General features: G+C 69.8%; 21 protein-coding genes. 8 read left to right on the plus strand and 13 right to left on the minus strand.

Annotated elements, in window-relative coordinates:
- Window positions 1-374: 374 nt before the first annotated feature.
- Entirely contained in the window at window positions 375-638 is a 264-nt protein-coding gene (locus RCH22_RS00585) for a hypothetical protein (RefSeq protein WP_134449380.1), read from the plus strand.
- Here RCH22_RS00585 and RCH22_RS00590 read toward each other — a convergent pair.
- The 3 genes from RCH22_RS00590 to RCH22_RS00600 are packed head-to-tail and all read right to left on the minus strand — an operon-like array spanning window position 625 to window position 2,000.
- Window positions 625-876, minus strand: a complete 252-nt coding sequence (locus RCH22_RS00590) for a hypothetical protein (protein WP_327012390.1) — start codon at window positions 874-876, stop codon at window positions 625-627. The genes RCH22_RS00585 and RCH22_RS00590 overlap by 14 nt on opposite strands.
- A gap of 45 nt (window positions 877-921) precedes the next feature.
- A complete protein-coding gene (locus RCH22_RS00595; RefSeq protein WP_327012391.1) occupies window positions 922-1,707 on the minus strand; it encodes a Pr6Pr family membrane protein in 786 nt (261 codons plus the stop codon).
- A 26-nt stretch (window positions 1,708-1,733) separates the two neighbouring features.
- Window positions 1,734-2,000, minus strand: a complete 267-nt coding sequence (locus tag RCH22_RS00600) for an acylphosphatase (protein WP_327012392.1) — start codon at window positions 1,998-2,000, stop codon at window positions 1,734-1,736.
- A 192-nt stretch (window positions 2,001-2,192) separates the two neighbouring features.
- Between RCH22_RS00600 and RCH22_RS00605 the strand changes: the two genes are divergently transcribed.
- From RCH22_RS00605 to RCH22_RS00615, 3 genes are all read left to right on the plus strand, one after another.
- Complete coding sequence (locus RCH22_RS00605; RefSeq protein ID WP_327012393.1) at window positions 2,193-3,035, plus strand: alpha/beta hydrolase; 843 nt, start codon at window positions 2,193-2,195, stop codon at window positions 3,033-3,035.
- A 93-nt stretch (window positions 3,036-3,128) separates the two neighbouring features.
- Window positions 3,129-3,992: a nuclease-related domain-containing protein gene (locus tag RCH22_RS00610; protein WP_327012394.1), complete on the plus strand. Its 864-nt coding sequence runs from the start codon at window positions 3,129-3,131 to the stop codon at window positions 3,990-3,992.
- 205 nt (window positions 3,993-4,197) lie between these two features.
- A complete protein-coding gene (locus RCH22_RS00615) occupies window positions 4,198-6,177 on the plus strand; it encodes a hypothetical protein (RefSeq protein WP_327012395.1) in 1,980 nt (659 codons plus the stop codon).
- A gap of 27 nt (window positions 6,178-6,204) precedes the next feature.
- Here RCH22_RS00615 and RCH22_RS00620 read toward each other — a convergent pair whose 3' ends face one another.
- Both RCH22_RS00620 and RCH22_RS00625 read right to left on the minus strand, forming a co-directional pair.
- Window positions 6,205-7,512 (minus strand): J domain-containing protein, encoded by a 1,308-nt coding sequence (locus RCH22_RS00620; protein ID WP_327012396.1) that lies wholly within the window; start codon window positions 7,510-7,512, stop codon window positions 6,205-6,207.
- The gene (locus RCH22_RS00625) at window positions 7,509-8,003 is read right to left on the minus strand and encodes a hypothetical protein (protein WP_327012397.1); all 495 of its coding nucleotides are present in this window, start codon (window positions 8,001-8,003) and stop codon (window positions 7,509-7,511) included. The genes RCH22_RS00620 and RCH22_RS00625 overlap by 4 nt, the downstream gene beginning before the upstream one ends.
- A gap of 179 nt (window positions 8,004-8,182) precedes the next feature.
- Between RCH22_RS00625 and RCH22_RS00630 the strand changes: the two genes are divergently transcribed.
- Both RCH22_RS00630 and ppsA read left to right on the plus strand, forming a co-directional pair.
- Window positions 8,183-8,872, plus strand: a complete 690-nt coding sequence (locus RCH22_RS00630; RefSeq protein ID WP_327012398.1) for a hypothetical protein — start codon at window positions 8,183-8,185, stop codon at window positions 8,870-8,872.
- A gap of 254 nt (window positions 8,873-9,126) precedes the next feature.
- Window positions 9,127-11,517 (plus strand): phosphoenolpyruvate synthase, encoded by a 2,391-nt coding sequence (gene ppsA, locus RCH22_RS00635; protein WP_327012399.1) that lies wholly within the window; start codon window positions 9,127-9,129, stop codon window positions 11,515-11,517.
- Window positions 11,518-11,540: 23 nt separating this feature from the next.
- On the opposite strand, the gene RCH22_RS00640 is transcribed toward ppsA, so the two are convergent.
- The 3 genes from RCH22_RS00640 to RCH22_RS00650 form a co-directional block, all read right to left on the minus strand.
- Complete coding sequence (locus RCH22_RS00640) at window positions 11,541-11,888, minus strand: hypothetical protein (protein ID WP_327012400.1); 348 nt, start codon at window positions 11,886-11,888, stop codon at window positions 11,541-11,543.
- Window positions 11,889-12,024: 136 nt separating this feature from the next.
- Window positions 12,025-12,243, minus strand: coding sequence for a hypothetical protein (locus tag RCH22_RS00645; RefSeq protein ID WP_323505251.1), 219 nt, complete (start codon window positions 12,241-12,243; stop codon window positions 12,025-12,027).
- Window positions 12,244-12,246: 3 nt separating this feature from the next.
- Window positions 12,247-12,528, minus strand: coding sequence for a glutaredoxin domain-containing protein (locus RCH22_RS00650; protein ID WP_327012401.1), 282 nt, complete (start codon window positions 12,526-12,528; stop codon window positions 12,247-12,249).
- A gap of 179 nt (window positions 12,529-12,707) precedes the next feature.
- Between RCH22_RS00650 and RCH22_RS00655 the strand changes: the two genes are divergently transcribed.
- Window positions 12,708-14,366, plus strand: coding sequence for a diguanylate cyclase (locus tag RCH22_RS00655; RefSeq protein WP_327012402.1), 1,659 nt, complete (start codon window positions 12,708-12,710; stop codon window positions 14,364-14,366).
- A gap of 10 nt (window positions 14,367-14,376) precedes the next feature.
- On the opposite strand, the gene RCH22_RS00660 is transcribed toward RCH22_RS00655, so the two are convergent.
- A complete protein-coding gene (locus RCH22_RS00660) occupies window positions 14,377-20,571 on the minus strand; it encodes a DUF3320 domain-containing protein (protein WP_327012403.1) in 6,195 nt (2,064 codons plus the stop codon).
- Between the two features lie 167 nt (window positions 20,572-20,738).
- Between RCH22_RS00660 and RCH22_RS00665 the strand changes: the two genes are divergently transcribed.
- Window positions 20,739-21,128, plus strand: coding sequence for an AbrB/MazE/SpoVT family DNA-binding domain-containing protein (locus RCH22_RS00665; RefSeq protein WP_327012404.1), 390 nt, complete (start codon window positions 20,739-20,741; stop codon window positions 21,126-21,128).
- 17 nt (window positions 21,129-21,145) lie between these two features.
- Here the strand turns inward: RCH22_RS00665 and RCH22_RS00670 are convergent, their stop codons facing one another.
- The 4 genes from RCH22_RS00670 to RCH22_RS00685 all read right to left on the minus strand — a co-directional run bounded on the left by RCH22_RS00670 (window position 21,146) and on the right by RCH22_RS00685 (window position 23,137).
- Window positions 21,146-21,268 carry a hypothetical protein gene (locus RCH22_RS00670; protein ID WP_327012405.1) on the minus strand — a complete coding sequence of 41 codons (123 nt, stop codon included), beginning with the start codon at window positions 21,266-21,268 and terminating at the stop codon, window positions 21,146-21,148.
- Window positions 21,265-21,498 (minus strand): antitoxin HicB, encoded by a 234-nt coding sequence (locus RCH22_RS00675; RefSeq protein ID WP_327012406.1) that lies wholly within the window; start codon window positions 21,496-21,498, stop codon window positions 21,265-21,267. Before RCH22_RS00675 ends, RCH22_RS00670 begins: the two co-directional genes overlap by 4 nt.
- Before the next feature lie 97 nt (window positions 21,499-21,595).
- Window positions 21,596-22,912, minus strand: coding sequence for a hypothetical protein (locus RCH22_RS00680; protein ID WP_327012407.1), 1,317 nt, complete (start codon window positions 22,910-22,912; stop codon window positions 21,596-21,598).
- Between the two features lie 66 nt (window positions 22,913-22,978).
- Window positions 22,979-23,137, minus strand: coding sequence for a hypothetical protein (locus RCH22_RS00685; RefSeq protein WP_327012408.1), 159 nt, complete (start codon window positions 23,135-23,137; stop codon window positions 22,979-22,981).
- Window positions 23,138-23,224 lie beyond the last annotated feature (87 nt).

The raw sequence follows: 23,224 nt of genomic DNA on the forward strand, positions 1-23,224 counted from the left end.
GACCGTGGTTACTGTGCCGCCTGCGCCGACCGTGCGCCGACCGTGCGCCGGCACACCGCACCTGTGAGATCAATCCCGAGCATTTCTCACCAAGCGGTGTAAGCTATGCATAATGTCTAGTCGCTGAAGATTCCCGGGGCGAGCCGGGACTTCATGCAGGTGCGGTCCGCCGATGTGCAGCTCCCCAAGGTTTAGTCGTTCCCGGGTTGGTGTTGCCGATGGCTGCCAATCGGGTGGGTTGCGTGCAACGGTCGTAAGACCCAGCAATGTACACATGTCGTGCCGTCGGCCACCCGAGCGCGGTCGCGGCTTCGGTGCCCCGCCACCGTCGCGACTGCAGTTCCCCTGTTAGACCGCGTGATTGATCGTGCCCCATGGAAACCCTGCTGGACCAAGAGCTGGACAGCCTGCTCGACTTCGATTCCGACCTCGCCTGCGAGGGTTCCCACCATGGCCGCGGCCTGAGCGGCCACCATCCGACCGCGCCCGGCGCCTACATGGTCATCTCGCCGTGCTGCGGCCCGAAGGTCGTGCAGTGCTCCCCGCGGGTGATCGCCATGCAGCACTCCGGCGTGCTCTACTGCGGCGCCTGCCGCAGTGAACACCTCACCGTGGAATACACCTTCATCCCGTTGTAAATCGTTCCGCCCGCTCCCTTCCAGGATCGTCTATCTCTCGTTCCTCGGCGCCGATCCGCACGCCGAATTCACCCTCGCCCGCGACCACGCCGCGACCGAGACGCACCTGCGGGCGAGCGGCCTCGCCTTCACCTTCCTGGGCGACAACTTCTACCACCGGCCGATCGCGCAGATGTGCGGCGCTGACGGCCTCATCCGCGGGCCCGGCGGCGAGGGCCGCATCGGCTCGGTCGCGCATACCGACGGGGCGCGCCACCCCCGACGCCTGCGCCCACCTGCGCCCCTAACCCCCGGCCCCCGGCTTGAGGCCCCGCCAGCCGCGGGACGACCAGGTCAGCAGGGCCGCGATCCCGGTAAAGAGCGCGACGGCGACCACGCAGTACAGCACCGTCTCGAGCGGGCCGCTGACCTGCTTCGGGTCGAGGAAGAAGTAGGGGTACCAGCGCACCAGGGCGCCCCGGATCAGGGTGAACGCGCCCCAGATGCTCGGGACGACCATGACCCAGGCGAGCATCGTCCACGGCAGCCGGGCCTTGCCGGTGTCGGTGAGCCAGTCGACGAGCGCGATCCCGGGGATCCAGAAGTGCAGGAGCTGCGTCGACCACGGTACCTCCATCGTGTACGCCCGCGACGACGACTGGATCACGATCGCGAGGAACACGATGCCCGAGACGATCATGTAGGTCGTGACGAGCAGCCGGATCCAGTCGAGCCAAGGCGGGTCGACCTCCCGGCGCAGGGCGACGATCCCCGCGGCGATGAAGACACCGACCGCGGCGATGGCGCTCTGCACGGTGAAATAACTGAAGTAGTTGTACACAATGAAGCTCTTGAAACCGAGGATGTAACCGAAATACCCGAGCAGTGCAAGCACCTCGGTGCCGGCCAGCACGAGCCGGACGATCCCTATGACCCGCCGTCGCGGGGAGTGAAGCGGGGAGAGATCCGGGGAGAGCCGCCCGGTGCGCCTGAGGGAACGCCTCGCTGAGCCCGGGCGCGCCACGAGAACCGCGGCGAGCGACCCGGCTGGGTCGTCGGTGCGGGCGGGACGATTTGCACGCGCGCACATGCTTCAACGCTACGCCAGCGGGCAGGTCACTCGATCCGAAAGCCGTCGTCCCCGCGGTCCGGCATGTCCTCGACGTGCACAGTGTCGACCTGGGCAGACGGCGGCCCGCGCCGCAGCCAGTCGAGCATCCGGTCGACGGATGCTGCCGGCCCCTCCACCTGGACCTCGACCGAGCCATCCCTGTGGTTGCGCACGAATCCCGCGAGCCCGAGTCGCCGGGCCTCGGCCTGCGCATAGTACCGGAACCCCACGGCCTGGACGATCCCGCGCACCACCGCCTGTTTGCGAACCATCCCCCCAGTGTGCCCCCGATCTCCGTTCCCTGTCGCGATCGGGGGACGCCGAAATGCGGCGCTCTTGCTGACCACCGCCGCGGCGCGCCCGAGGATGCCTGCGGCCTAGACGACGGGGACCGGTGCGGTTATCGTGCCCAGATCACCCGGCACCCGCCGCGTGAACTCGCCAGAAACCGAAACGGAGCTGAGATGGACGCATTGACCGCACCGGAACGAGCCGAGGTCGAGCGAGCGAACGAGTCGGGCTTGCGTCCGGTCGTGTTCGTGCACGGGCTCTGGCTGCTCTCGAGCAGCTGGGACCGCTGGCGCGGCCGCTTCGAGTCCGCCGGATACACAAGCATCGCCCCCGGCTGGCCCGACGACCCCGAGAGTATCGAGGAAGCCAAGCGCGACCCCGAGGTCTTCGCCCATAAGATGATCGCCCAGGTCACCGACCACTACCTCGACGCCATCAACGACCTCAAGATCAAACCCGCGATCGTCGGGCACTCCTTCGGCGGGCTGATCGCCCAGCACCTGGCCGGTGAGGGAGTCTCCGCTGCAACTGTCGCGATCGACTCCGCACCGTTCCGTGGCGTGTTGCCGCTGCCGGCATCCGCTCTGAAATCGGCGTCACCGGTGCTGCTGAACCCGGCGAATGTCGGGCGGGCCGTCTCGCTCACCTTCGAGCAGTTCAGTTTCGGCTGGGCCAACGCCCTCGACACCGATGAGGCGCGCGCCCTGTACGACACCTATCACGTGGCCGCATCGGGCGTGCCGCTGTTCCAGGCCGCGACGGCGAACCTGAACCCGTTCACTGAGGCGAGGGTCGACACGAAGAACTCCGAGCGCGGGCCGCTGCTCATCATCGCGGGGGACAACGACAACACCGTGCCGCTCGCGATCTCGAACGCGATCTACAAGCAGCAGAAGAAGAACCACGGTGTGACCGAAATCGTCGAGGTGCCGAACCGCGGCCACTCGCTCACGATCGACCACGGTTGGGACGAGGTCGCCGACCTCGCCATCGACTTCGTCCAGAAGCACGACTAGAGCAGGCGGCCGCGCGAGCGGGGGCAGGGGCTAAAACGGGGTGGGGCAGCAGATGCCGCGGCTCGCTAGTATCAATCCGGGGGAGCAATCAACATGGTCGACAAAAGCACAATCGATCCGGGCAGTATCGACGACGGCCGCGTCGAAAACGAGGGCATGCGGCGCCGGTTCGCCGCACAGGCCATCATCGACAAATTGCTCCGCCAGCAGGGTGTCCACCCGCGTCGCACCCGTCTCGCCCGCTTCCTCGGTCGCTCCCCGCTCGGCGGCAATGCCCTGGGCTGGTACCGCGGCGCGCAGGGAGAACTAGCCGTCGGCGCACTCCTGGCCCAGCTGCCTCCGGAGTGGGCTGTCTTCCACGGGCTCCCCGTCGGGGTGAACGGCTGGGACATCGACCACGTCGTCGTCGGCCCCTGCGGCGTCGTTACCATCAACACCAAGCAGCACCGCGGTGCTGCGGTGCGGGTCATCGGCGAGGATGTCACCGTCGGGGACCGAGCGGTACCCTACCTCGAACACGCGGCCTTCGAGGGCGAACGCATCGACACGCTCCTGCGTGCCTATCTCGACTTCGCCGTCCCGATCCACCCGGCGCTCGCATTCGTCGGGCCTAAGGGCTTCGTCTGTGCCGGCCCGAAGAATGCGGTCACCGTGCTCGACGCCGCAGACCTCGTGTCGTGGCTCACCGACCTGCCGCGCGTGCTCGCTCCGCTCGAACGATTCCAGGTGATCGCGCTGCTCGACGATCCCGCGAGCTGGGCCGAAACCGTGCCGGTCGGCACCGGCGACGGCCTGATGGAGCGCTTCACCGTGCTCGACAACCAGATGCGGTCGGCGAGGCTGCAGCGCCTCGTGCTCGCCCCCCTCGAAGTCGTCATCGGGCTCGGCGTCTCCGCCTATCTGGCCGTGAACCTCGGTGTCGTCCTGGTCGGCGCTATCTCCAGCTCGGGTCGCTGACTCCGCGGCTTCGCACTCACCGGAGATCGGCTCGGCGCCGCCCCCGTTGGAGGTGCATCCTGCGTCACACAGCGTGTCCCGGGTGGGCAACCCGCACACAATGCTTCATATGCACCCCGTAACTTAACGAATGGAGCAATCCGTCTAGAATACTGGCGTAGCCTTGTTCCCACGGCCTATCCACGGGCCCGGGGAGGAGTAAGCCGTGTACACCCGCGTTGAGACCAGCTCCGCGGTGCAGCAGCTTGCGATCGGCCTTCACGACCCCGCCCGTGATCGACCCTGGGTCGTCGTCTCCTCACCGTTCGGAACCGCCATCCCCGAGATCGGCATCGATCAGCTCGCCACCCAGATCGGCGACGTCGCGCGCGTCTTTCTCGTGCAGACCGGAGAACTCACCCGGCAGCTCGGCGACCTGCTCCCCGCCCAATTCCAGGTCTACGGCAGCGCCGGCCGGTCATACCCCACCGGGCCGAACCCCTTCGCCGACCTGGCCAGGTCCCGCCTGCGCTTCACGCACGGCGACCCCCAGCACGCGACCGACCAACTCGTCACGGATGCCCTCGCTCACGCCCACCACGCCGGTCTCTTCGCGCTCGCCCCGGCATCCGTCATCACCGTCACCGGAACCGTCAAGGGCTTCATGCTGCACGGTTCCCGCGCCCTCGTGGAGCTCGACGGCGGCGGCATGGCGACCATCTGGCAGGAACTCACCTACCCGCCCGTGCCGCTGGACTGGACTCTCTCGCCCGGCCAGCGCATCCAGGGCGCCCTCGATGCCCCGACCCACCGGCTCAATGTCGAGCTCAAACCGCCGACCACGGAGGTGATCGCCGAGCGCTACCCGCACGGCAGTGTCACCCTCGCCCTGGTGCAGAAGGTCAGCGCGCAGAAGGCCGTGCTCGCCCTGCACCCGCACCTCACGTTCACGATCACCCGCGCCGACATCTCGGCCAACCCGCGCGACCTCGTCGACACCCTGCTCTCCGAGGGCGACGTCGTGGCCGCGCGGGTCATGCACCTGCCGAGTGGCGCCCTGCACCTGGTGCTCAGCGACGTCGACGACGACGAGCCAGTGTTGCCGCCGCTCGCCGCCGTGCTGAACGGGCCACCCTGGCTGCGCGAGAACCGCCCGCTGCTCCCGCTCGTCGAGGACGACGACACCGGAAGCGGCGACGACCTCGTCTTCGACCCGGCCATGTCCGCGAAGGGGGTTGCCGGGTTCGTTCGCGCGGCCGGCGCCGCTCTCGCCCAGGACGACCTGCACGGCGAGGCCGGTTCCCCCGACGCGCTCGCCGGTGCGGGCGCCGCGCGGCCCTCGCCCGCCGACCTCGCCGCTCCCCGGCCGATCGTGCCCCGCCCGTTCCCCGGGCCCGGCCGCGTGCACGCCGTGCGCCGGCCGACACCCGCGACCGCGGGGTCGCCCGGCGCGATCCCGTTCCGCGTCGGCCCGACTCCGGCGCCGTGCGCCCCGACGTCGGTGTCTGCCCTGCAGTCCACCCAGCTCTCCCTGGCCGAGGCGAAGGCGAAGATCACCCGGCTCGAGGCGCAGCTCGTCGAGGCGGGAAGCACGGAGTCCGACCTCGCCCGCCTGCGCGAGCAGGCCCGCTCCGCGCAGCTGCAGCTCCGCGACGCGCTTGTCGAACTCGGCACCCTGCGCCACACCGTCGCCGAACTCCGCGACGAGCAGCGCACCCAGAAGCGGATGCTGCGCGAGTCCCGTCGGACCGTCGTCGCCCCAGCCCCCAGCAGCGAATACGAGTCGCGCCGCGCCCTCTGGGAGGACGCCACCAGCTGGGTCCGCCACGAGATCGCCCTTGCCTGGGTCGACCGGGTCCCGGAATCCGACCGCGAGGAATGGCCGCTGCCGCACAGCTACGGCTTGTCAGACCGGTTCGCGGATTCCCTGAGCGGGCTGGACGACGGCCAGCTCGCGAAAGCGTTCAAGGCATCCGTCGATGTACTGACCGGACGGGTCAAGACCCTGCAGGGCCGCCACCTGCACGCGCTGCGCCAGGGCGCAGGTCCCGCAGACCCGCACCTGCTGCGCTGGGATGGCGCCCGCTGCATGCGGGTGTCGATCGAGCAGAACACCCCGGCCGCGCGCCGGATGCACTTCTGGCAGAAGCCGGACGGCAGCGTCGAGCTGATCCGCATCGTCACCCACGACGACATGGAAGCCTAGGCAGTCACCCCTGACCGCCAGGCCGGGTCAGCCGGCGCGGCGCGGGGGAGTCGGCGGGAGCGTCTTCTCCACGTAGGGGATCCAGGACTGCGCGTCGCGGGCGAGCACGAAATCGGCGAACGACATCGGACTGGCCTGGGGGTCGACGCCCGGGAGTCCCGTGGCGCCGGCCGCAGGTGCAGCGGGCATCGACCCCGTCGGAGTGCCGCCCACTGGCACGAAGCCCGGCGGAACGAAGGATGCCGGTCGCCCGCGGCGCTCCTCGTGCGCCGGAGGCCGATGCTGTTGGTATTGCTGGGCCGGAGGTCGCTGCTGAGGCGGCTGAGGCGCACCCTGCTGCTGTGCCCGCCGGTCCGCTGCCCGAGCGTCGCCGTCCGGTGCGGGGCCGGTGCTGTGCCGCGCCCGGGCAGACGGCAGACCCGTGTCCTGGCCCGCGGGTTCCTGCTGAGGGCTGGCGCGGTAGAACGTGTCGGGGTGCTGGCTGTAACGATCGTCCGGGAAGGTATCGGCATTCCGGGGGTCCCGCCGGTCCGCCGGTGCACGACGGCGGTCGTTCGGGTACGGCAAGCCGGCCTTGCCCGGGTCGCGGCGATCGACGAATGCCCGGCGCCGCTCGATCGGCAGCGGCAGCGGTGCGCCGTACTGCGGGTTCGGGCGGGTCGCCGGGTTCTGCGGCTCCTGGGCCGGCGGATGCTGCCGCACCGGCGGGTACTGGAAGCTCTCCGGATCGAGCGGGTTCGACGGTGTCCCCGGGGCCTGGCGCGGGAGCCTGCTGTCGCGAGGATCCATCGGCGTCCGCCGGACCGGCGAGGGCGGCGGGGGAACGGGTCCGCGGCGGATGTACGGGTCGTCGGGTCCGCGGGTGGTCCAGCCGGCACGCGGACCGAACTGGGCCTGCGGGTTCTCCGCCGGTCGCTGCTGGGGGTACTGCTGCTGCGCCTCGCGTGCTTCGGCGCCGCGCGGGTCTGCGGCCGACGGGCCAGCTGCCGGAGTTCCGGCTGCGGCCGGGCCGGCGGACGCGGTGGTCGGGCCGGACGGGGCCGCGGTGCTCGCGGGATCCGGTGCTGCGGCCCGCCGGGCCGCAGCGGGTGCGCGCGTCGGCGTGGCGGCATCCGTGCGCTTGCTCGCCACCCGGTCGAGCTCGCCGTGGAGCACGTCGCGTGCGGCGGACATCCGCACGAATTCGGTGGTCGCGGCTGCGATAGTCTCCGCGGAGGCACCGGCGAGGAGGTCGGGGTGGTGCGTCCGCGCCTGCTTGCGGAACTGCTTGTCGATTTCGGCGCGGCTCGCGCCCGCCGGCACGTTGAGGATCTCGGCGGCGATCTCAGGGGTCATGACAGCGGGCCGAACGAGCGGAGGTACTTGTTGTAGGCCAGGCGTTGCAGGGTGTGCTTGTACTGCGGAGCGAGGGCGCGAACCCGGTCCAGCAGGCCGTCGTCGATCTCCTTCAGCCTGGAGCCCGCGCGGATCGTCAGGATCGGGCCGGCGACGATTGCCGCGACGAACACGAGGAAGAGGGCGTTGTGGGTGACCGCTAGACCGAGCACGGTCAGGAGCAGGCCGGCCACGAAGACTCCGACGCCGATCCAGAGGGATCGTTTCGCCGGGGCGAGGTTTTCCTCAGCGAAGCGCGGCCAGCCTTCCTCCGAGCGGGTCCAGAACACCCAGCCGGGAGGCGCGGGGGCGCACTCCGGAACCGGCGTCCATCCGGCAGGGGGCTCCCAGCCCTGGTTGCCCGCAACCCAGTCGAGGGTGGGCGTCGGCCACCGCGGCGGGCGCTGGAACTCCAGCGGCAACGGGTCGGGAAGCGTGGGGGCGTCGGCCATAGACCCAGATTAGTGGCATCGAAGCCGGATTCGGTCCCCCGAATGGGTGGCATCCCGGGGGACATAACCCGATACCCGCCGAGAATGAGTCCCCTAAAAAGGGGACGCGGGCCCCCCGCGTATGCCACTATGTGTTCAGCATATTAATGCAGACGGCTACCCGACCCGAAAGTTCCACCATGTCCCACTGGTTTACCCGAATTGCTGCCGTCACCGGTGTCGCCGTTCTGTCCCTTACCCTCACCTCGTGCACAAGCGTCGCCGCCCTCGTCGGGTTCGCGCCGATCGACCAGGCCAGCCAGGTCTCGGCCTCCGCCGCGCCGACGGCCACCGCTGCTCCGCTCGTCTTCGACTCGGTCTTCACCGACATGGGCTCCATCCACCCGGCGATCCAGCTCGCGCCCCAGCTCGAGCTCCAGCTCGACATGTGGACTGAGCAGAAGACCCATGAGTGGTACACGGACAGCGACAAGCGTTTCTCGTTCGTGATCAGCGTCTTCGATCGCTCGCAGGCGCCTGAGGCCGCCTTCGGCACCAAGCGCCACGTCTACATGTCCAACGTCACGGTCACCGCAACGACGACCACGGCGAGCGGCGCGAGCACGACGCCGTTCGTGCTCAACGTGAACCCGATCGCCGCAACGCTCGACCCCGAGGCGCTCACGGGCCCTGGCGGGCTGCTCGTCACCTCGCCGAAGGGCGGCTTCCAGCTCGAGTCCAACTCGATCGGCGTGCTGACGCCGGACACCTACGGCCTGACCCTCGACTTCGCGATGACGATCGCCGGTGAGGCCACGGCCGGCGGCGGCGCGACCGTCACCCAGATCGTGCACCAGTCGATCCCGGTCGCGATCTTCAAGCGCATGTAACAACTGCATCAACAAGCGCCGGCACCGCACGCCGGCACACCAGAAAGGCCCGGAACGGCGAAATCGCTGCTCCGGGCCTTTCCTGTTGTGCAGACCCGCAGCGCACCGCGGCGGAGGTCCGCGACTGCGCCGGGTGCCTGCCCTGGTCCGGGCACTAGCCGCTGCCCGGGCCTAGCAGTAGGTTGCCGAGAGCGGATGCCGTCGGCGCCACGAGACGCCGGGTCGCGGCTTTCGAGGTCGTGTCAGGAGTCGTCATGTCAGAGCGTCATGTGGTCTGGTTCGAAGAGATCGGCCTCGCCGACATCCCCCAGGTCGGCGGGAAGAACGCGTCCCTCGGCGAAATGGTCGGCTCGCTCGCCGGCCAGGGGGTGCGGGTGCCCGACGGTTTCGCGACGACGGCGGATGCCTACCGCGCGTTCATCACGGAGAACGGGATCGAGTCGGCCCTGCGCCAGGCCCTCGACAGCTACCACTCCGGCGAGGCGACTCTGCGGGTCACAGGCGAGAGCCTGCGCGAGTTGTTCCTGAACGGGGAATTCCCCGAGGACACGGCCGCGGGCATCCGCTCGGCCTACCGGGAACTGTCTGCCCGCTCCGGGCAGCAGAACCTCGCCGTGGCGGTGCGAAGCAGCGCGACCGCGGAAGACCTGCCGGATGCGAGCTTCGCCGGGCAGCAGGAGACCTTCCTGAACGTGACGGGGGAGCGGGACCTGCTCGCCGCCTGCCGCCGCTGTTATGCGAGCCTGTTCACCGACCGGGCGATCAGCTACCGCGAGGTCAAGGGCTTCGACCACCTCGACGTGGCGCTCTCGATCGGGGTGCAGCGGATGATCCGCTCCGACCTGGGCGGGTCCGGGGTGATGTTCTCGATCGACACCGACACCGGGTTCCCGGGTGCCGCCGTGATCAGCGCGGCCTGGGGACTCGGCGAGACCGTGGTGCAGGGCGCCGTCGACCCCGACAAGTACCTCGTGTTCAAGGCGCTGCTCGCCGACCCCGGGCTGACCCCGATCATCGAGAAGACCCTCGGCGCCAAGGCGACCAAGATGGTCTACGCCGCCGGCGGCAGCGCCCGTACCCGGGTGATCGACACTCCGCTGCGGGAGCGGAACGCGTTCGTGCTGAGCGACACTGAGATCGTGCAGCTCGCCCGCTGGGCCGTGATCGTCGAAGACCACTATGGCCGGCCGATGGACATGGAGTGGGCCAGGGACGGCGTCACCCAGGAGCTGTACATGGTGCAGGCGCGGCCGGAGACGGTGCAATCGCAGGCGAGCGGCAACGTCTTCACCGTGAGCAGGCTGCTCGAGAGCGGGCCCCTCATCGTCTCCGGCGTCGCGATCGGTGACAGCATCGCAACCGGAACCGCGTGCGTGATCCGCGACCCGGCCGACATCGACCACTTCATCGACGGCGCGATCCTCGTCACCGAGATGACCGACCCCGACTGGGTGCCGATCATGACCCGGGCCTCTGGCATCGTGACCGACCACGGCGGGCCGACCAGTCACGCCGCGATCGTCAGCCGGGAGCTGGGCGTGCCAGCGGTCGTCGGAACCGGCACCGGAACCGACCTGATCCACAGTGGCGCCGAGATCACGCTCTCCTGTGCAGAGGGCGACGAGGGCTTCGTCTACGCAGGAACCCTCGCCTTCGAGACCGAGGAGGTGGACCTCGGCACGGTGCCGATGACCCGCACGAAGCTGATGGTGAACATCGCGAGCCCTGCCGCCGCGTTCGAGTGGTGGCGGTTGCCGGCCGGGGGCGTCGGCCTGGCCCGGATGGAGTTCATCATCAACAACCTGATCACCATCCACCCGATGGCGCTCGTTCACCCGGAGCGGGTCACCGACCGGGCCGCGCTCCGGCGCATCCACGAACGTACCCGAGGCTTCGCCGACCCGCAGGAGTACTTCGTGCAGACCCTCGCGCTCGGCATCGCGAAGCTCACCGCGCCGTACTACCCCGACCCGGTGATCGTGCGGATGAGCGACTTCAAGACCAATGAGTACGCGCACCTGCTCGGTGGCGGTGCGTTCGAGCACACCGAGGAGAACCCGATGATCGGCTTCCGCGGTGCCTCCCGCTACTACGATGACCGCTACCGTGAGGGGTTCGCGCTCGAATGCCGGGCGATCAAGCGGGTGCGCGAGGAGATCGGCTTCACCGACGTGATAGTGATGGTTCCGTTCTGCCGTACCGTGGCCGAGGCCGACAAGGTGCTCGCGGTGATGGCCGCGAACGGGCTGACCCGCGGCGAGAACGGCCTGCAGGTGTACATGATGTGCGAGATCCCCGCGAACGTGATCCTCGCCGAGGAGTTCGCGACCCGGTTCGACGGCTTCTCGATCGGGTCGAACGACCTCACCCAGCTCGTGCTCGGCGTCGACAGGGACGCCGGCGAACTCGCCGGGCTCTTCGACGAACGCGACGAAGCGGTCAAGCGGATGATCAGCGAGGCCATTCGCAAGGCTCACGCCGCCGGAATCAAGATCGGCATCTGCGGGCAGGCGCCGAGCAACTACCCGGACTTCGCGGCCTTCCTGGTGCGCGAGGGCATCGATTCGATCTCGCTCAATCCGGACAGCTTCCTGAAGACGGCGGGCATTGTCGCCGAGGCGGAAGGGCTGCTCGACACCGTATGACGGCTGGCTCCGGCGGTACGCCGTCAGCCTTTGCTGTCGTCGTACTGCTCGAGCACGGCCTGCTCGTATTCGTACTCGGCCGCCTCGGCCGCGGCCTTCGCCTTAGTCACCCGCTGGCTGATCGCGTGCTCCGATTTTTCCAACCGACGCGCCTCGAGCGGGCTGCCGTTCTCGAGGAGGTCCTCGAGCGTGTCCGGGTCGAGGTGCATGGCGTCGATCGCATCGGCCTCCGACCGGGCGACGGCCGCCTTGCTGCGCAGCAGTCGCACCCGCGCATCCTTCGCGTCCTGCCGCTTCGCGGCCTCGGCGTTCGCAATGTCTTCGTCACTCCCGAAGCGTTCGATGCGCTTGTCCTGGCCTGTGTCGCTCATGATGCCTCCCCGTCTCCGTGGCATCGTAGCGCGGCAGCGCCGATGGGGAAACGGCCCCGAGCGGGTGACGCCGGGTCGGGGGGCGCCGGGCGTCAGCGTGGAGCGGGTGGTGTGGCTGTCGCCGGTCTGGCGGGCGTCAGCGGCGCTGGTTGCCGCGGCCGCTGGTCCAGAGCCAGCGTGCCCTGGCGGTGGCGATGCCGCCGGCGGCGAGGGCAACGATCGCCACCGGAACCGCCACGCCCACGAAGGCGTTGTGGTTCACCGCGTTGAAGTAGAGAACCCCGAGCGCGATCGCACAGCAGACGAAACCGGCGATCCCGCACATCGAAAATGTCCAGTCCTTGAGGCTGCGCATGGCTCAGGCCTCCACGGAGAACTGCGCGAGTTTCGCGCGCAGGTCGGCGTCGCTCGGCTCGACGAGGTGGCTCGCGTCGGGGAACACGATCACGGGGATCCGGGTGCGTCCACTGATCGCGTGGGCACGGTCGGCTCCGTCCACGACGGCCTCGAGGTCGACGTAGTCGTAGTCGACGTTCAGTCCGTCGAGCACCTTCTTCGAGCGGCGGCAGTCGCTGCACCACTCCGCGCCGAACAGGGTGATGCGGGGGTCGAGGGGCACTGATGCTGTCGCTGCGGTCATCCGCCGATCTTACGTGCCCGCGCTGGGCATCCGTGTGCGGGGGCGGTCAGGGGCGGGTCATAGTTTCGCCCTTTCGGGGGCTTTTTTCCGGCCGAATCCGGCCGGGTACGGTGTTAGGTTCGAAAGAGCGACAGACAGTCGGGGGGCTGAAGGTGGACTCGAAGGCGGCAGCACCAGAGGTGCGTGCATCTTCGGCAGCGCCCGTTCGCAGCACTTCACCGGCGCCCGCACCGTATTCGACCGCGGCACTCCTCGCCGGCTGCGAGATCTCGCGCGCCGACGGCCGGCACCTGGAGGGCGCGGCGCAGGCCGAACAGGTGCTCGCGACCTTCGGGATCACCCCCGCCGAACGCGCTCAGGCCCGCGAGCTGCTCGCACTGCACCGGTTGCGGTTGGGCGAGGTCGAGGCATCCGTTCGTCACGGGTTGCTCGCCCTCAAATACCTGGTCGACACGGGCGAACTGCTGCGGCAGTCGCAGGCGCATTGCACCCTGGCGCTCGCGTTCCATGAGTCCGGCCTGCACGAGCCCGCGCTGCGCCATGTGCTCGGCGCGCTGTCCGCGGCGCGGGCGAGTGGCAGCAAGCTCGCCGAATTCTGGGCGCTCAGCCGCTCCTCGATGGTGCACGTGGGTATGGCCGACTCGCAGCGCGCCCTCGAACTGGGCCGCCAGGCGCTCGACCTGTCGCGGCTGCTCGAGGACGCCGAGGCCAGATTCGCCGGACTCAACAACCTCGGCGACACCTGCCTCGAGTTCGCCCGCACGCAGAAGACGCAGGGGCTCGACCCGGCGGATGCCCTCGCCGAGGCCCTCGACAACGTGTTGCAGGCCGCGGCGCTCGCCCACGGCCAGGGGCACGCTTTTTTCGAGACGATCGCGCGCACGAACCTCGTGCACATCCTGATCGAGCTCGGCCGGTACCGCGAGGCGCGTGAGCAGGCCGGGCTGGCCAAGCTGCTCGCCTCGGCCAACGGCTACCGTAACCTCGAGGTCAACAATGACGCCCAGCTCGCCGAGGTGGTGCGGTCGGAGGGCCGAATCGACGAGGCGACCGAGATGATGGCGGCCCAGCTCTCCGACCCCCTGATCGAGGAAGATCCGGCGCTGCTGGCGCGGCTGCACCGTGCACTCGTCGCCATGTACAAGGAGAGCGGCCGGTTCGAGCTCGCGCTCAGCCATTCCGAACAGTTGCACGAGCTGACCCTGCGCCTGACGCGGCAGACGGCCGGGCTGCAGTCCCGGATGCTGATCAACACTCTCGAGATCGAACATGCCCGCCACGAGACCGAACGGTCGCAGCTCGAGGCGCAGGTGCTGCGCATCCGTGCGGAAAAACTCGACCAGCAGGCCCACACCGACCCGCTCACCCTGTTGCCGAACCGGCGAGCGCTGGACCGGCAGCTGCCCGCGCTGATGCGCCGGGCGCACGACCGCGCGCAGCCGCTTTGCGCGGCGATGGTCGACCTCGACCACTTCAAACGGGTGAACGACGCCCACGGTCACGCAACAGGCGACCGGGTGCTGGCCGCGATGGGCACGATCCTGACGGCTGCCATCCGTGACAGCGACCTCGCGGTGCGGCTCGGCGGTGAGGAATTCCTGTTGGTCTTCGCCGACGCGACGCCGGCCGATGCGGAGAAGGCCTGCGAACGCCTGCTCGTCGCGGTGAGCAGCTTCCGCTGGGACGACGTCGCCCCGGGCCTGCGCTGCACCGTGAGCATCGGCCTGGCCGTTCGGAATACCGGCGAACGCACGGCACACTGGCTCGCCCGCGCCGACAAGGCCCTCTACGAGGCCAAGCGCGCCGGCCGCGACCGCGTCGAGTCCGCCCCGCAGTAGCGGTGTGCGGCTACCGGGAGCCGGGGCGGAGGAGGCCGGCGGGGGTGCGGGTGAGGCGACCGGAATCCAGGGCGAGAGCCAGGGCCGCGTCGAGACGGATGCCGACGGTTCCGCGCGTGCTCCGCCCGCCGAAGAAGGCGAGGGCCTCCCGCTTGAGCTCAGTGTCGTCGATGCCGGCGGCGGCCTCGGCCGCAAGGCGCATCGCGTTCGCGATCTCCACGAGCGGCACATGCTCGAGGGATCGGGTGACGCCGGGCGGGGTGCGCCGGGCGCCCTGCCAGCCGGTCGGGTCGATCGACTCGGACCAGTAGAACGGCTCGTCGGCGCCGAGCGGCAGGTCCGCCGGCACACAGCGCACGATGGAGGCCGCCCGCGCCTGGTTCACCCGGTCGAGCCCGAACGCCCCCGCCACGAGCTTGATCAGCCGCGCACTGTGGATCGGACCCTCGGCCGTGACCGCCGCACGGATCGCGGACTGCACCTTCGCCGCAGCCGCCGCCCGCGGCAAGGCGTCGAGCACGTCGACCGTGCCGAGACGCCCGGGTGACCACTCGGCGTAGTCGAACACGAGGGAACTCGTGGTCGCACTCGTGTTGGCGAACGCCACAGTCGGGGCGGACACCGTGCGGGATGCGACGAGTACCTCGGGTGCATCCCGTCGCGTTTCGGTGATGGTTGCTGCGGGCTCGACGTCCGCGGGGATGACCAGCTCCCTGGCCACTTCGGCCGCGGCTGCAGCTGAAGCCGCGGCCTCGACCGCCGCCCCGAGCCGGGCGACCGTCTCGTCGCGGTGGTGCAGCCACTCGGGTAGCCAGACCCGCTCGACGCCCGGCCAGCGCATGATGCCCTGCAGCACGTCCACGGGCAGGCCGTCGCGGTCGGAGACCGTGCGCCGGGCACGCCAGTTCGGCCCGTCGAGCAGCACTGCGACGAGCGGCCGACTCGGGTCCGTCGCCGAGGCGAGGCTGAGATCGACCCGGAAGTCGGAGAGCCCGACGTCGGTCTGCACGACGTGCCCCGCGGCGCGGAGCGCGGCCGCGATGTCGTCGCGGTGCCGGTCCACGGTGGACGGGCGGCGGACATCCGTGCTCAGCGCCTCGGCGCCCGCGCCCGCCATCTCGAGGTAGGCCTTGAGATGTTTGATGCCGACCGAGCTGGTGTCCTGCGCGCGCAGCACCGCCGGGTCGAAGCTCGCATAGAGCACCACCTGCCGCCGCGCACGGGTGATCGCCACGTTGAGGCGGCGCTCGCCGCCCGCCCGCGAGAGCGGCCCGAAGTTGAGCGGCACCACGCCTTTCTCGTTGGCGCTGAACGCGATCGAGAAGAGGATGCTGTCGCGCTCGTCGCCCTGCACATTCTCGAGGTTCTTGACGAAGAGGCCATCGATCTCGTCGAGGGCGAGGGCGATGCGCTCGTCGTCGCTGTCGCGGAGCAGGTTCTCGATGAGGTTGCGCTGCTGGGCGTTGAAGGTGATCACGCCGACCGAGGGGGAGACCTCGGGCGAGGCCTGGAAGCGGCGCTCGATGTCGTCGACGATCGCCCGGGCCTCGACGGGGTTGGTGCGGAGGGCAGTGCCCCGCCCCGACCGCTCGAACTGGCCGTCGACGCGCACGAGGGAGACGCCGTGGTCGGCGACGGCGCTGGACGCGGGCGCCGGGAACGACGACAGCCGGCTCTCGTAGTAGTAGTGGTTGCTGAACGCGATGAGTGACTCGTCCTGGCTGCGGTAGTGCCACGACAACCATTTGCTCGGCACCCGCGCCTGCACGCATTCGGTGAGGATGGACTCCTCGTCCGCGACCGCACCGAGTATCCCGTCGTCGCCGTCGAAACCGGCGTCACCCTCGTCGTCGATGTTCGCGCTCGTCTCGGCGAAACTCGTCGGCGGCATCTGCTTGCTGTCGCCCACGACGACCACGGACGTCGCCCTGCCCATCGCCCCGATCGCATCCGCCACCCGGATCTGCGAGGCCTCGTCGAACACGACCATGTCGAACAGGGCAGCGTGCGCGGGGAAGAACCGGGCCACGGATTCCGGGCTCATCAGGGTGCACGGCATCACCTGGGTGATCAGGTCGCCGTAGTTCTCGAGCAGTGCGCGCACGCTCATGCCGCCGCGCTGCCGGTCGAGCTGGCGGCGCAGCCCACCGACCTGCCCCGAGGCCAGGTTCGTGTCGAAGCGGCGGAGGCCGAGCACCTCGGCCGGGATGGCCCGGGGGAGTTCGCCGCGCACCGCGTGCGTGCTAGCGGTGAACCGGGTGATCGTCTTGCTGTGCGCCACGAGGTTGAAGTCGCCGAGGGCGGTCGCGTCCTCGCGTTCGGTGAGCGAGGCGATCGCGAGGCCCTTGTCGAACGCGAGCGCGGCATCCTCGGCCGGGATGCTGCCGGCCAGCAGCGCCGCGCGGGCGTCGGTGAGCCCGTGGCGGCGCAGCGGCTCGAGGTGACGCACGAGGGCGAGCCAGCGTTCGAGCACGACCGGCTGGGCGGACTCGACCGTGCGCGCGGCCCGGGTCGCCCACCAGCGGGACACAAAGCCGAGGTCGCCGGCCCAGCGGGCGCGGTCGGCGGGCTGCACGTCGGCGGCGGTGTCGAGGGTCTGCCAGGCCGCGGCGAGGGCGGTGAGCGGCTCCTGTCCTGTGCCGAGCGGGGTCGAGGAATAGTAGGCGCGCAGGTCGGCGGTGTGGGTGCGGGAGCCGGCTTCGACAGCGGGCACCGCGGGCCGGTTGAGCGCGTCGCCGAGCCAGCCGAGCCAGGCCAGGCCGGTCGCGAGGTCCTCGGCGTCGGCTGGCACAAACGGGTTCCACCGCGCGTCCACGAGCGGCACCGGCAGGGTGAGCGCGGCGTCGCGAAGGCCCTGCGCCTCGGCGTGCGCGGCGGCGAGGGCCGCGGTGAGCGTCGAGAGCGTCTTGAGCGGCACGGCCTTCTCCGGGGCGGATGCCGCGTCGCCGGTGAGCAGGTCGGCGATCTGCGCGAGCACCGCGCGGCGCTTGGCCTTGCGGCCGAAGAACCCGGCGGCATCCGCGGCGAGGGCCGCCGCGTGGATTCCGGGCACGTCCCGCCCGAGCACGGTCGGCGCCACCCGGGTCAGCCAGTCCGGACGCGACGCCCGCAACGCCGTGAGGTGCTTCTCGAGGCCGGCGATGAAGGCCCGCCACTCGGGGGTGTGCAGGGTGTCGACCGCGCTGACGGGGTGCCGGGGCGCGGCGGCGAGGTCGCGCCATTCCCCGGCGAGGGCGGCCGAGGGCATCCGGTTCAGGGTGTCGAGGTCGAACCCGGTGGCCTGCGCCGCAAGGAGGGAATCGTCGAAGGCGCGCCCGGCCGCGTGGATCGCGGCGGTGCGCAGCGCGATGGCGATGCCGGTCGACGGCGACGAGCCGGCGGCCAGAGACTCGGCACCGGCGGCACCAGCGGTCGAAACGCCGCCGGATGACGTACCGGTGGAGACCATGCCGACGGCGCGGGCCGCCCGCACCGCCTCGGCGGCGGACTCGGCCGACGCCGACCCCGCGCCGGCGCCGCGCCCGAGGCGCTCGTCGACGAAGCCCCAGGGGTGCGCGGCGCTCGGCCGGGCCAGGTCGGACACCTCGGGCAGCTGCCGCAGCACGTGCCGCAGCTCGTCGAACACGGGCGCGGGGGAGCCGCCCACGAGCGGGCCGGGGATGGCGAGCGGCTCGACCGAGGCATCCGCTGCGAGGGCGTGGGTGCGGGCGGAGTAGAGGGAGAGGCCGGCCGCGTTGGCCTCGTGCAGCCGGTCGGCGTAGCGGGCGAGGGTGCCGCGGCTGGCGGCGGCGGCCTCGCGATTCGCGGCGAGGGCGGGGAGGTCGGGGTCGATGCGCAGCTCGAGGGCCGCCTTGATCTGGGCGCGCACGGCGGCGGGGCGGGCGCCCTTGTCGTGGAGGTCGAGGGAGAAGTCGCCGAGTCCCACGCTTTCGAGGCGTTTCTTCACGACGTCGAGGGCTGCGCGTTTCTCGGCGACGAAGAGCACGCGCTTGCCGTCGGCGAGGGCGCGGGCGAGCAGGTTGGTGATGGTCTGCGACTTGCCGGTTCCGGGCGGGCCTTCGAGCACGAAGGTGCGGCCGGCCGTGGCCTCGGCGACCGCCTCGAGCTGGGAGGAGTCCGCCGGGACCGGCACGGAACCGCCGAGCGCGTCGAGGTCGACGGGAGAGCCGGGCGAGACGACGGCGCCGGCCGCGGCGATCGGGTCGGCATAGGCATCCAGCGGTGTGTTGATCAGGTGCGCGACGAGACTGTTCTGCGACAGCGCCTCCCAGTTCTCGTCGAGGTCCTTCCAGAGTCGGAACTTCGCGAACTGCAGGATGGACAGCTCCACGGTCTCCTCGACCCGGAACGGCAGCCCGGCCTCCGCGATCGCCTCGCGCACCGCGGTGAACGCGGCGGCGAGGTCGATGCCCGAGGCGTCCTCCCCGGGCGTCGCGAGCCCGGCGATCTCGAGCCCGAAGCTCGCCCGCAGCTTTTCGAGCAGGCAGTAGTTCGGCGTGGACGCCCCGGCCTCATCGATCGTCAGCCGGTACGAGGAGCCGCGGCTCGCGCTCGTCATGTTCACCGGGATCAGCACGAGCGGCGACCGCAACTCCCGGTCGTTGAACCGCCAGTGCAGCATCCCGAACGTCAGGTAGAGGTTGTTGGCGCCGGTCTCCTCCACGATCGTGCGGGCCTTGTTGGCGAGGTAGCGCAGCTTGCTCGTGTACGACGCCTCCGTGATGTCCACGAACGCGCCCTTCTTGTCGGCGAGCATCAGCTCGCGGGTCTGCTCGGGCAGGTCCTTCCCGAAGCGGATGCCCCTGGCTCGGTCCACGTTCGGCACCGCGTCGCTGGGCACGAGGGTGATCGGGGTGCCGGCGTTGATGGCGTCTTCGAGGCGGGCGACGGCCGGCCCGGGTACGAAGAGCGGGTAGCCGGACCGGTCGGTGTAGTTGATCAGCTTGTTGCGCAGGCTCAGGTCGAGCAGCGCGTTCTTCCACTGGGTGACCCGCGGTGGCACCGGCGTCGCCTCGGGAGCGGCCGAAGACACAGCCGACCCGTCCCGCGCATAGTAGGGCGCGATGACCGGCCCGGCCCCCGCCTGGTACACCGTCACGGTGACCGCGCCGTCCGGCCCTACCGAGCGGCTCGGCAGCGGCCAGATCCGCGACTGGCGAGCGGTGCGCACGTCGGTCTCGCCCTGGAACTTCTCCAGTCCCGCGGCGAGGTATTGCGTGTGCGGGCTCCGCCGCGCCTCGGCGAACGGCATCGACGACGACCCGCCCGTGACACCCGTGGTTTCGACCAGTCCGATCGAACCGAGGTCGACAAGGTTGACGATGTCGGCGACATCCGTGTGGGCGACCGCGCCGAGCGTCGAGTCGACCCGCCAGTAGCCGAGGAAGATGTGCCCCTCGAGCAGCCAGAGCGTGGAGTTGAGGCCGGCCTGTTCGAGCGCGGCGGCGAGGGTGATGGTCGTGTCGAGGCAGGTGCCGAGCCGGCCCTCGAGCACCTCGGCGGGCGTGCGCACCTTCTGCCCGGTCGTGCCCCAGCTCGCCGGCGGCATCGCGTAACGGATGTCCCGGGCGGCCATCGCGTCGTAGATCGCCTCGACCACGGCATCGACCCGCTCGGAGCTCTCGGACTGGTACCCGCTGAGCGCGGAGTCGCCGGTGCGCTGCTGCAGCAGGTCGCTCGCCTCGACGAGCAGCGGGGCGATGGCAGCGGCGTTGGGCTGCACGTGTGCGGCCAGGAGTTCCAGGCCGAGGTGCAGGGGAGTGGCGATCCACTGGCTCGACGCGAGAATCTGCACCGCCGCGCTCGTCTCGGCGAGCAGGATGCCGGCGGCGTCACGCAGGGTGGCGCGGATCGAGCCCGGCCGCTGCTCCTCGACGGCGAGCATGAGCGCCGGGTCGAGCACGAGCTCCACTGTGCGGAGGGTAGTGCTCTGCCCCGAGCCGAGGTCGACGATGACGACACGCGGGGCGCCGAGCGACCCGGCGGCGCTTGTGACCTCGACCTCGAGGGTCGCGGCGCGCTGCTCACCGCCGAGGTTCTCGATCGCGATCTCGTCGACCACAGGTACCCGGCAATGCGCCATCGCATAGGAGAGGAACGGCACCGAGCTGATGCCGATGCGAGCGGACGCCGCGGCTGCGACAGTCGGGGCACCTGCCGCTACGGAGGCGGTAGCGGCTTCGGTGTCAGAGTCGAGCTGGTCCACGGATTCCCCTTCGTGCAGCGAAGCATCACGGCGACCTCGACAGCCGCCGGATCACGTCGAAGCGCTGCCCCCGATTGTAGGGGGTGGGTCTGACACCGCTTGATGTCCTCGCAGCGGTTCTCGACTTCCTCTTGCACGAGCGCATGATCACGGATGAGATGTAAGCCATGAAGGCGATTGTGACGCTCGGCAGTAATGGCCGTTTCACGCTGCCTGCCGCTATCCGTGCGACACTCGGGCTGAAGCAGGGCGATCAGCTGGAGGTGACCGTGGATGAATCGGGCCGGTTGCTGACTGTCTCCCCGGTGCCCGATCTCGAGGAGCTCAGTTCCCGCATTTCCAGCTCTGCGAAACGGCGAATTCCGGTGACGGATGTCGATGCCTTCTACCAGGAGAACCGCCGGCAAAGTCCCGGATCGGGATCGGATGCCCGGCTCCTGACGCCGGACCAGATGGCCCCCACTCGAGAACTCGGATTCGTGCCCGGCGGCCCAGTCCCGGATTCGTTCTCCGAGCCCCTCCCGGACGACGAACTCAACCAGTGGGGCAGCGCGTAAACGTCGTTTCTCGATGGTCAGGCGAGATCTAGTTCGCGCGCGGGTGATCGTTCAGGGACGGGAAGCTCGGTCCCACGGAACTCGACCGTGGCGTCGATCCTGGCAGCAGCGAGGGCGTCGGCGCTCACTGCTGCGTTCACTGCTCTCCAGATTGGGCTCGATCGGAGTGTGCGGCCAGCCCCGGCACGTGCTCACCGGTCACTTTCAGGTCCGCGACGACATTCGCCACAAGTTTCCGGATGCCCGCGAGAGCATCCACTCGGTCGGCGGCCAGCCAGGACAGCGACGGGTATTCGGCGACCAGGCCGTCGTATTCATTGGCGTCACAGCACCAGGTCGCCCGGTAGGTGTAGTTGATGACGTCCGTCATCCTGAATCTCCTTTCGCAAGCAGTCTCGCCGCTGATGCCGTCCAACATGTTTTCACCAATGACACCCTCGGGCAAGACTTGTGCGTTCGACGCTTGCCTATTGCCCGGCACTCCACAGCGCCCGGAGCTCCTCGACGGCCGCCCGGGTCTCCGCATTGTTGCTCGCCTCGGTCGGGGCGAAGCCGGTCCCTCCCTCACTCCACACGGCCGTGAACCTCATGGACCCAGAGAGCACCGCGAACTCGATGTCGTGGCTGCGCCAGAGCCCGCTGGCCCGCACGGCATCCACCAGTTGGCGGGCGATCGCCGAGTCGTACCGCGGCACCGACAGCGTCACCGGCGTTCGCGGGTAGATCTCCAGGCCGAGCCCGGAGTCGAGCGCGAGCAGCTTGTCCCAGAGGGCGACCTGGGCCGCGGTCGTGCCGTCGCCGTTGGCGTACACGGAGACGTGTCCCGCGTAGATCCGGACGATGCCGACCGCGGCCGGCTTGTCCGCCGCGTCCACGGCCAGGGTCACCGATCGCACCGTCTTTTCGTCCATCGCCAGCACGCCGATGCTCTCCTCGTTGTTCTGGTAGTTCCTGACCTCCGGCATCCGCTTGAGGAGGTCGAAGAAAGGCGCGAGTGCGGGCGTCCGGGCGGTGACCTGGAAGTAGTCGCCGCCATTTTGCGTGATCCTGAAATCGAAGTGAGCGAGCGGCGGGTCGGAGGCGAGGGGCTGGAGCTCCGCCACGAGCGCATCCTGAGCTGCCGGGTCCGTGATCCCCACGGTCAGGGAGCTGCACAGATACAGGAAGGCCTCGCCCACGTTCGGATTGGCCACGAGCGCGGCGAATTCCGCGATCAGGGCGGGCGCGGGCGTGCAGTTCTCCGGGTCGTCACGGATCATGAACTTGTCGCGGCCGGTATCGTCGCCCGCAGAGTAGACGTCCACCTGCCCGGCACCCCGGTAGCCGGCGTAGACGGCAAGAACCATCGAGCTTGACGTGCGGAGTATCCAGGTCCCTCGTGTAACCGACGCGCTCACGAGGCGATCGTCGGCGTTCGTGCGCACGGCCATGTCCACGGCCGCCCTCGATGCCTGCTGGCTCCTTTCCACGTCGAGGTAGGTCTTGCCGTAGAGCAGCGTGATCTCGGCGGTACCTGCGCTTGCCTCTCCGCGGTGCGCGGTGGCCGCCGCGGCCAGTCGGCGCACCTGCGCTTCGGTGGCGGAGGGCGAGATCACACCGGTCACCCGCGTCTCGAACGTCTCGGGGCACCCGTCCACGGTCACCGTGCTCGAGGTAATGATCTGACTGCGGTCCAGCCAGAACTTCGTGGCGTTCCACACGAAGGAGCAGCCGGCGAGGGCCAGGCTCCCGAGAAGGCAGAGGGCGACGGATGCTGCCACTCGTCGATACGTCCATCGGGTCATGTGCGCATCCTAGGTGCGGTAACCGCTACCGTGGGGGTTCTCGCCTCACCAATACGGCCAGCCTGGTCAGGACTTTTGAGTGAGGGCGTCCTGAGCGCGCCGAGAATCCGGCAGCATCCGGATTCGGGCGGAGCGGACCCGCGCATCCGTTTGGTAGTGCTTGAGCGGCACGTAGGCGCCGCCGAATGGCGTGTTCGACCGCGCCTCGAGGCCGGGGAAGTGCATGAGGGGCTTTAGTGGGATACATGTGGCAGATGTAGGCGAGACCGTTACCCGCAGCGCAAGGGGCGATCGACCCCCAAAGCGAGTCTC

Source organism: Cryobacterium sp. GrIS_2_6 (assembly GCF_035984545.1).
GTDB lineage: Bacteria > Actinomycetota > Actinomycetes > Actinomycetales > Microbacteriaceae > Cryobacterium.

Coding starts and splice junctions, on each gene's coding strand:
- RCH22_RS00585 (WP_134449380.1), top strand. CDS start 375: ATGGAAACCCTGCTGGACCAAGAGCTGGACAGCCTGCTCGACTTCGAT.
- RCH22_RS00590 (WP_327012390.1), bottom strand. CDS start 876: ATGCGCGACCGAGCCGATGCGGCCCTCGCCGCCGGGCCCGCGGATGAG.
- RCH22_RS00595 (WP_327012391.1), bottom strand. CDS start 1,707: ATGTGCGCGCGTGCAAATCGTCCCGCCCGCACCGACGACCCAGCCGGG.
- RCH22_RS00600 (WP_327012392.1), bottom strand. CDS start 2,000: ATGGTTCGCAAACAGGCGGTGGTGCGCGGGATCGTCCAGGCCGTGGGG.
- RCH22_RS00605 (WP_327012393.1), top strand. CDS start 2,193: ATGGACGCATTGACCGCACCGGAACGAGCCGAGGTCGAGCGAGCGAAC.
- RCH22_RS00610 (WP_327012394.1), top strand. CDS start 3,129: ATGGTCGACAAAAGCACAATCGATCCGGGCAGTATCGACGACGGCCGC.
- RCH22_RS00620 (WP_327012396.1), bottom strand. CDS start 7,512: ATGACCCCTGAGATCGCCGCCGAGATCCTCAACGTGCCGGCGGGCGCG.
- RCH22_RS00625 (WP_327012397.1), bottom strand. CDS start 8,003: ATGGCCGACGCCCCCACGCTTCCCGACCCGTTGCCGCTGGAGTTCCAG.
- RCH22_RS00630 (WP_327012398.1), top strand. CDS start 8,183: ATGTCCCACTGGTTTACCCGAATTGCTGCCGTCACCGGTGTCGCCGTT.
- ppsA (WP_327012399.1), top strand. CDS start 9,127: ATGTCAGAGCGTCATGTGGTCTGGTTCGAAGAGATCGGCCTCGCCGAC.
- RCH22_RS00640 (WP_327012400.1), bottom strand. CDS start 11,888: ATGAGCGACACAGGCCAGGACAAGCGCATCGAACGCTTCGGGAGTGAC.
- RCH22_RS00645 (WP_323505251.1), bottom strand. CDS start 12,243: ATGCGCAGCCTCAAGGACTGGACATTTTCGATGTGCGGGATCGCCGGT.
- RCH22_RS00650 (WP_327012401.1), bottom strand. CDS start 12,528: ATGACCGCAGCGACAGCATCAGTGCCCCTCGACCCCCGCATCACCCTG.
- RCH22_RS00665 (WP_327012404.1), top strand. CDS start 20,739: ATGAAGGCGATTGTGACGCTCGGCAGTAATGGCCGTTTCACGCTGCCT.
- RCH22_RS00675 (WP_327012406.1), bottom strand. CDS start 21,498: ATGACGGACGTCATCAACTACACCTACCGGGCGACCTGGTGCTGTGAC.
- RCH22_RS00680 (WP_327012407.1), bottom strand. CDS start 22,912: ATGACCCGATGGACGTATCGACGAGTGGCAGCATCCGTCGCCCTCTGC.
- RCH22_RS00685 (WP_327012408.1), bottom strand. CDS start 23,137: ATGCACTTCCCCGGCCTCGAGGCGCGGTCGAACACGCCATTCGGCGGC.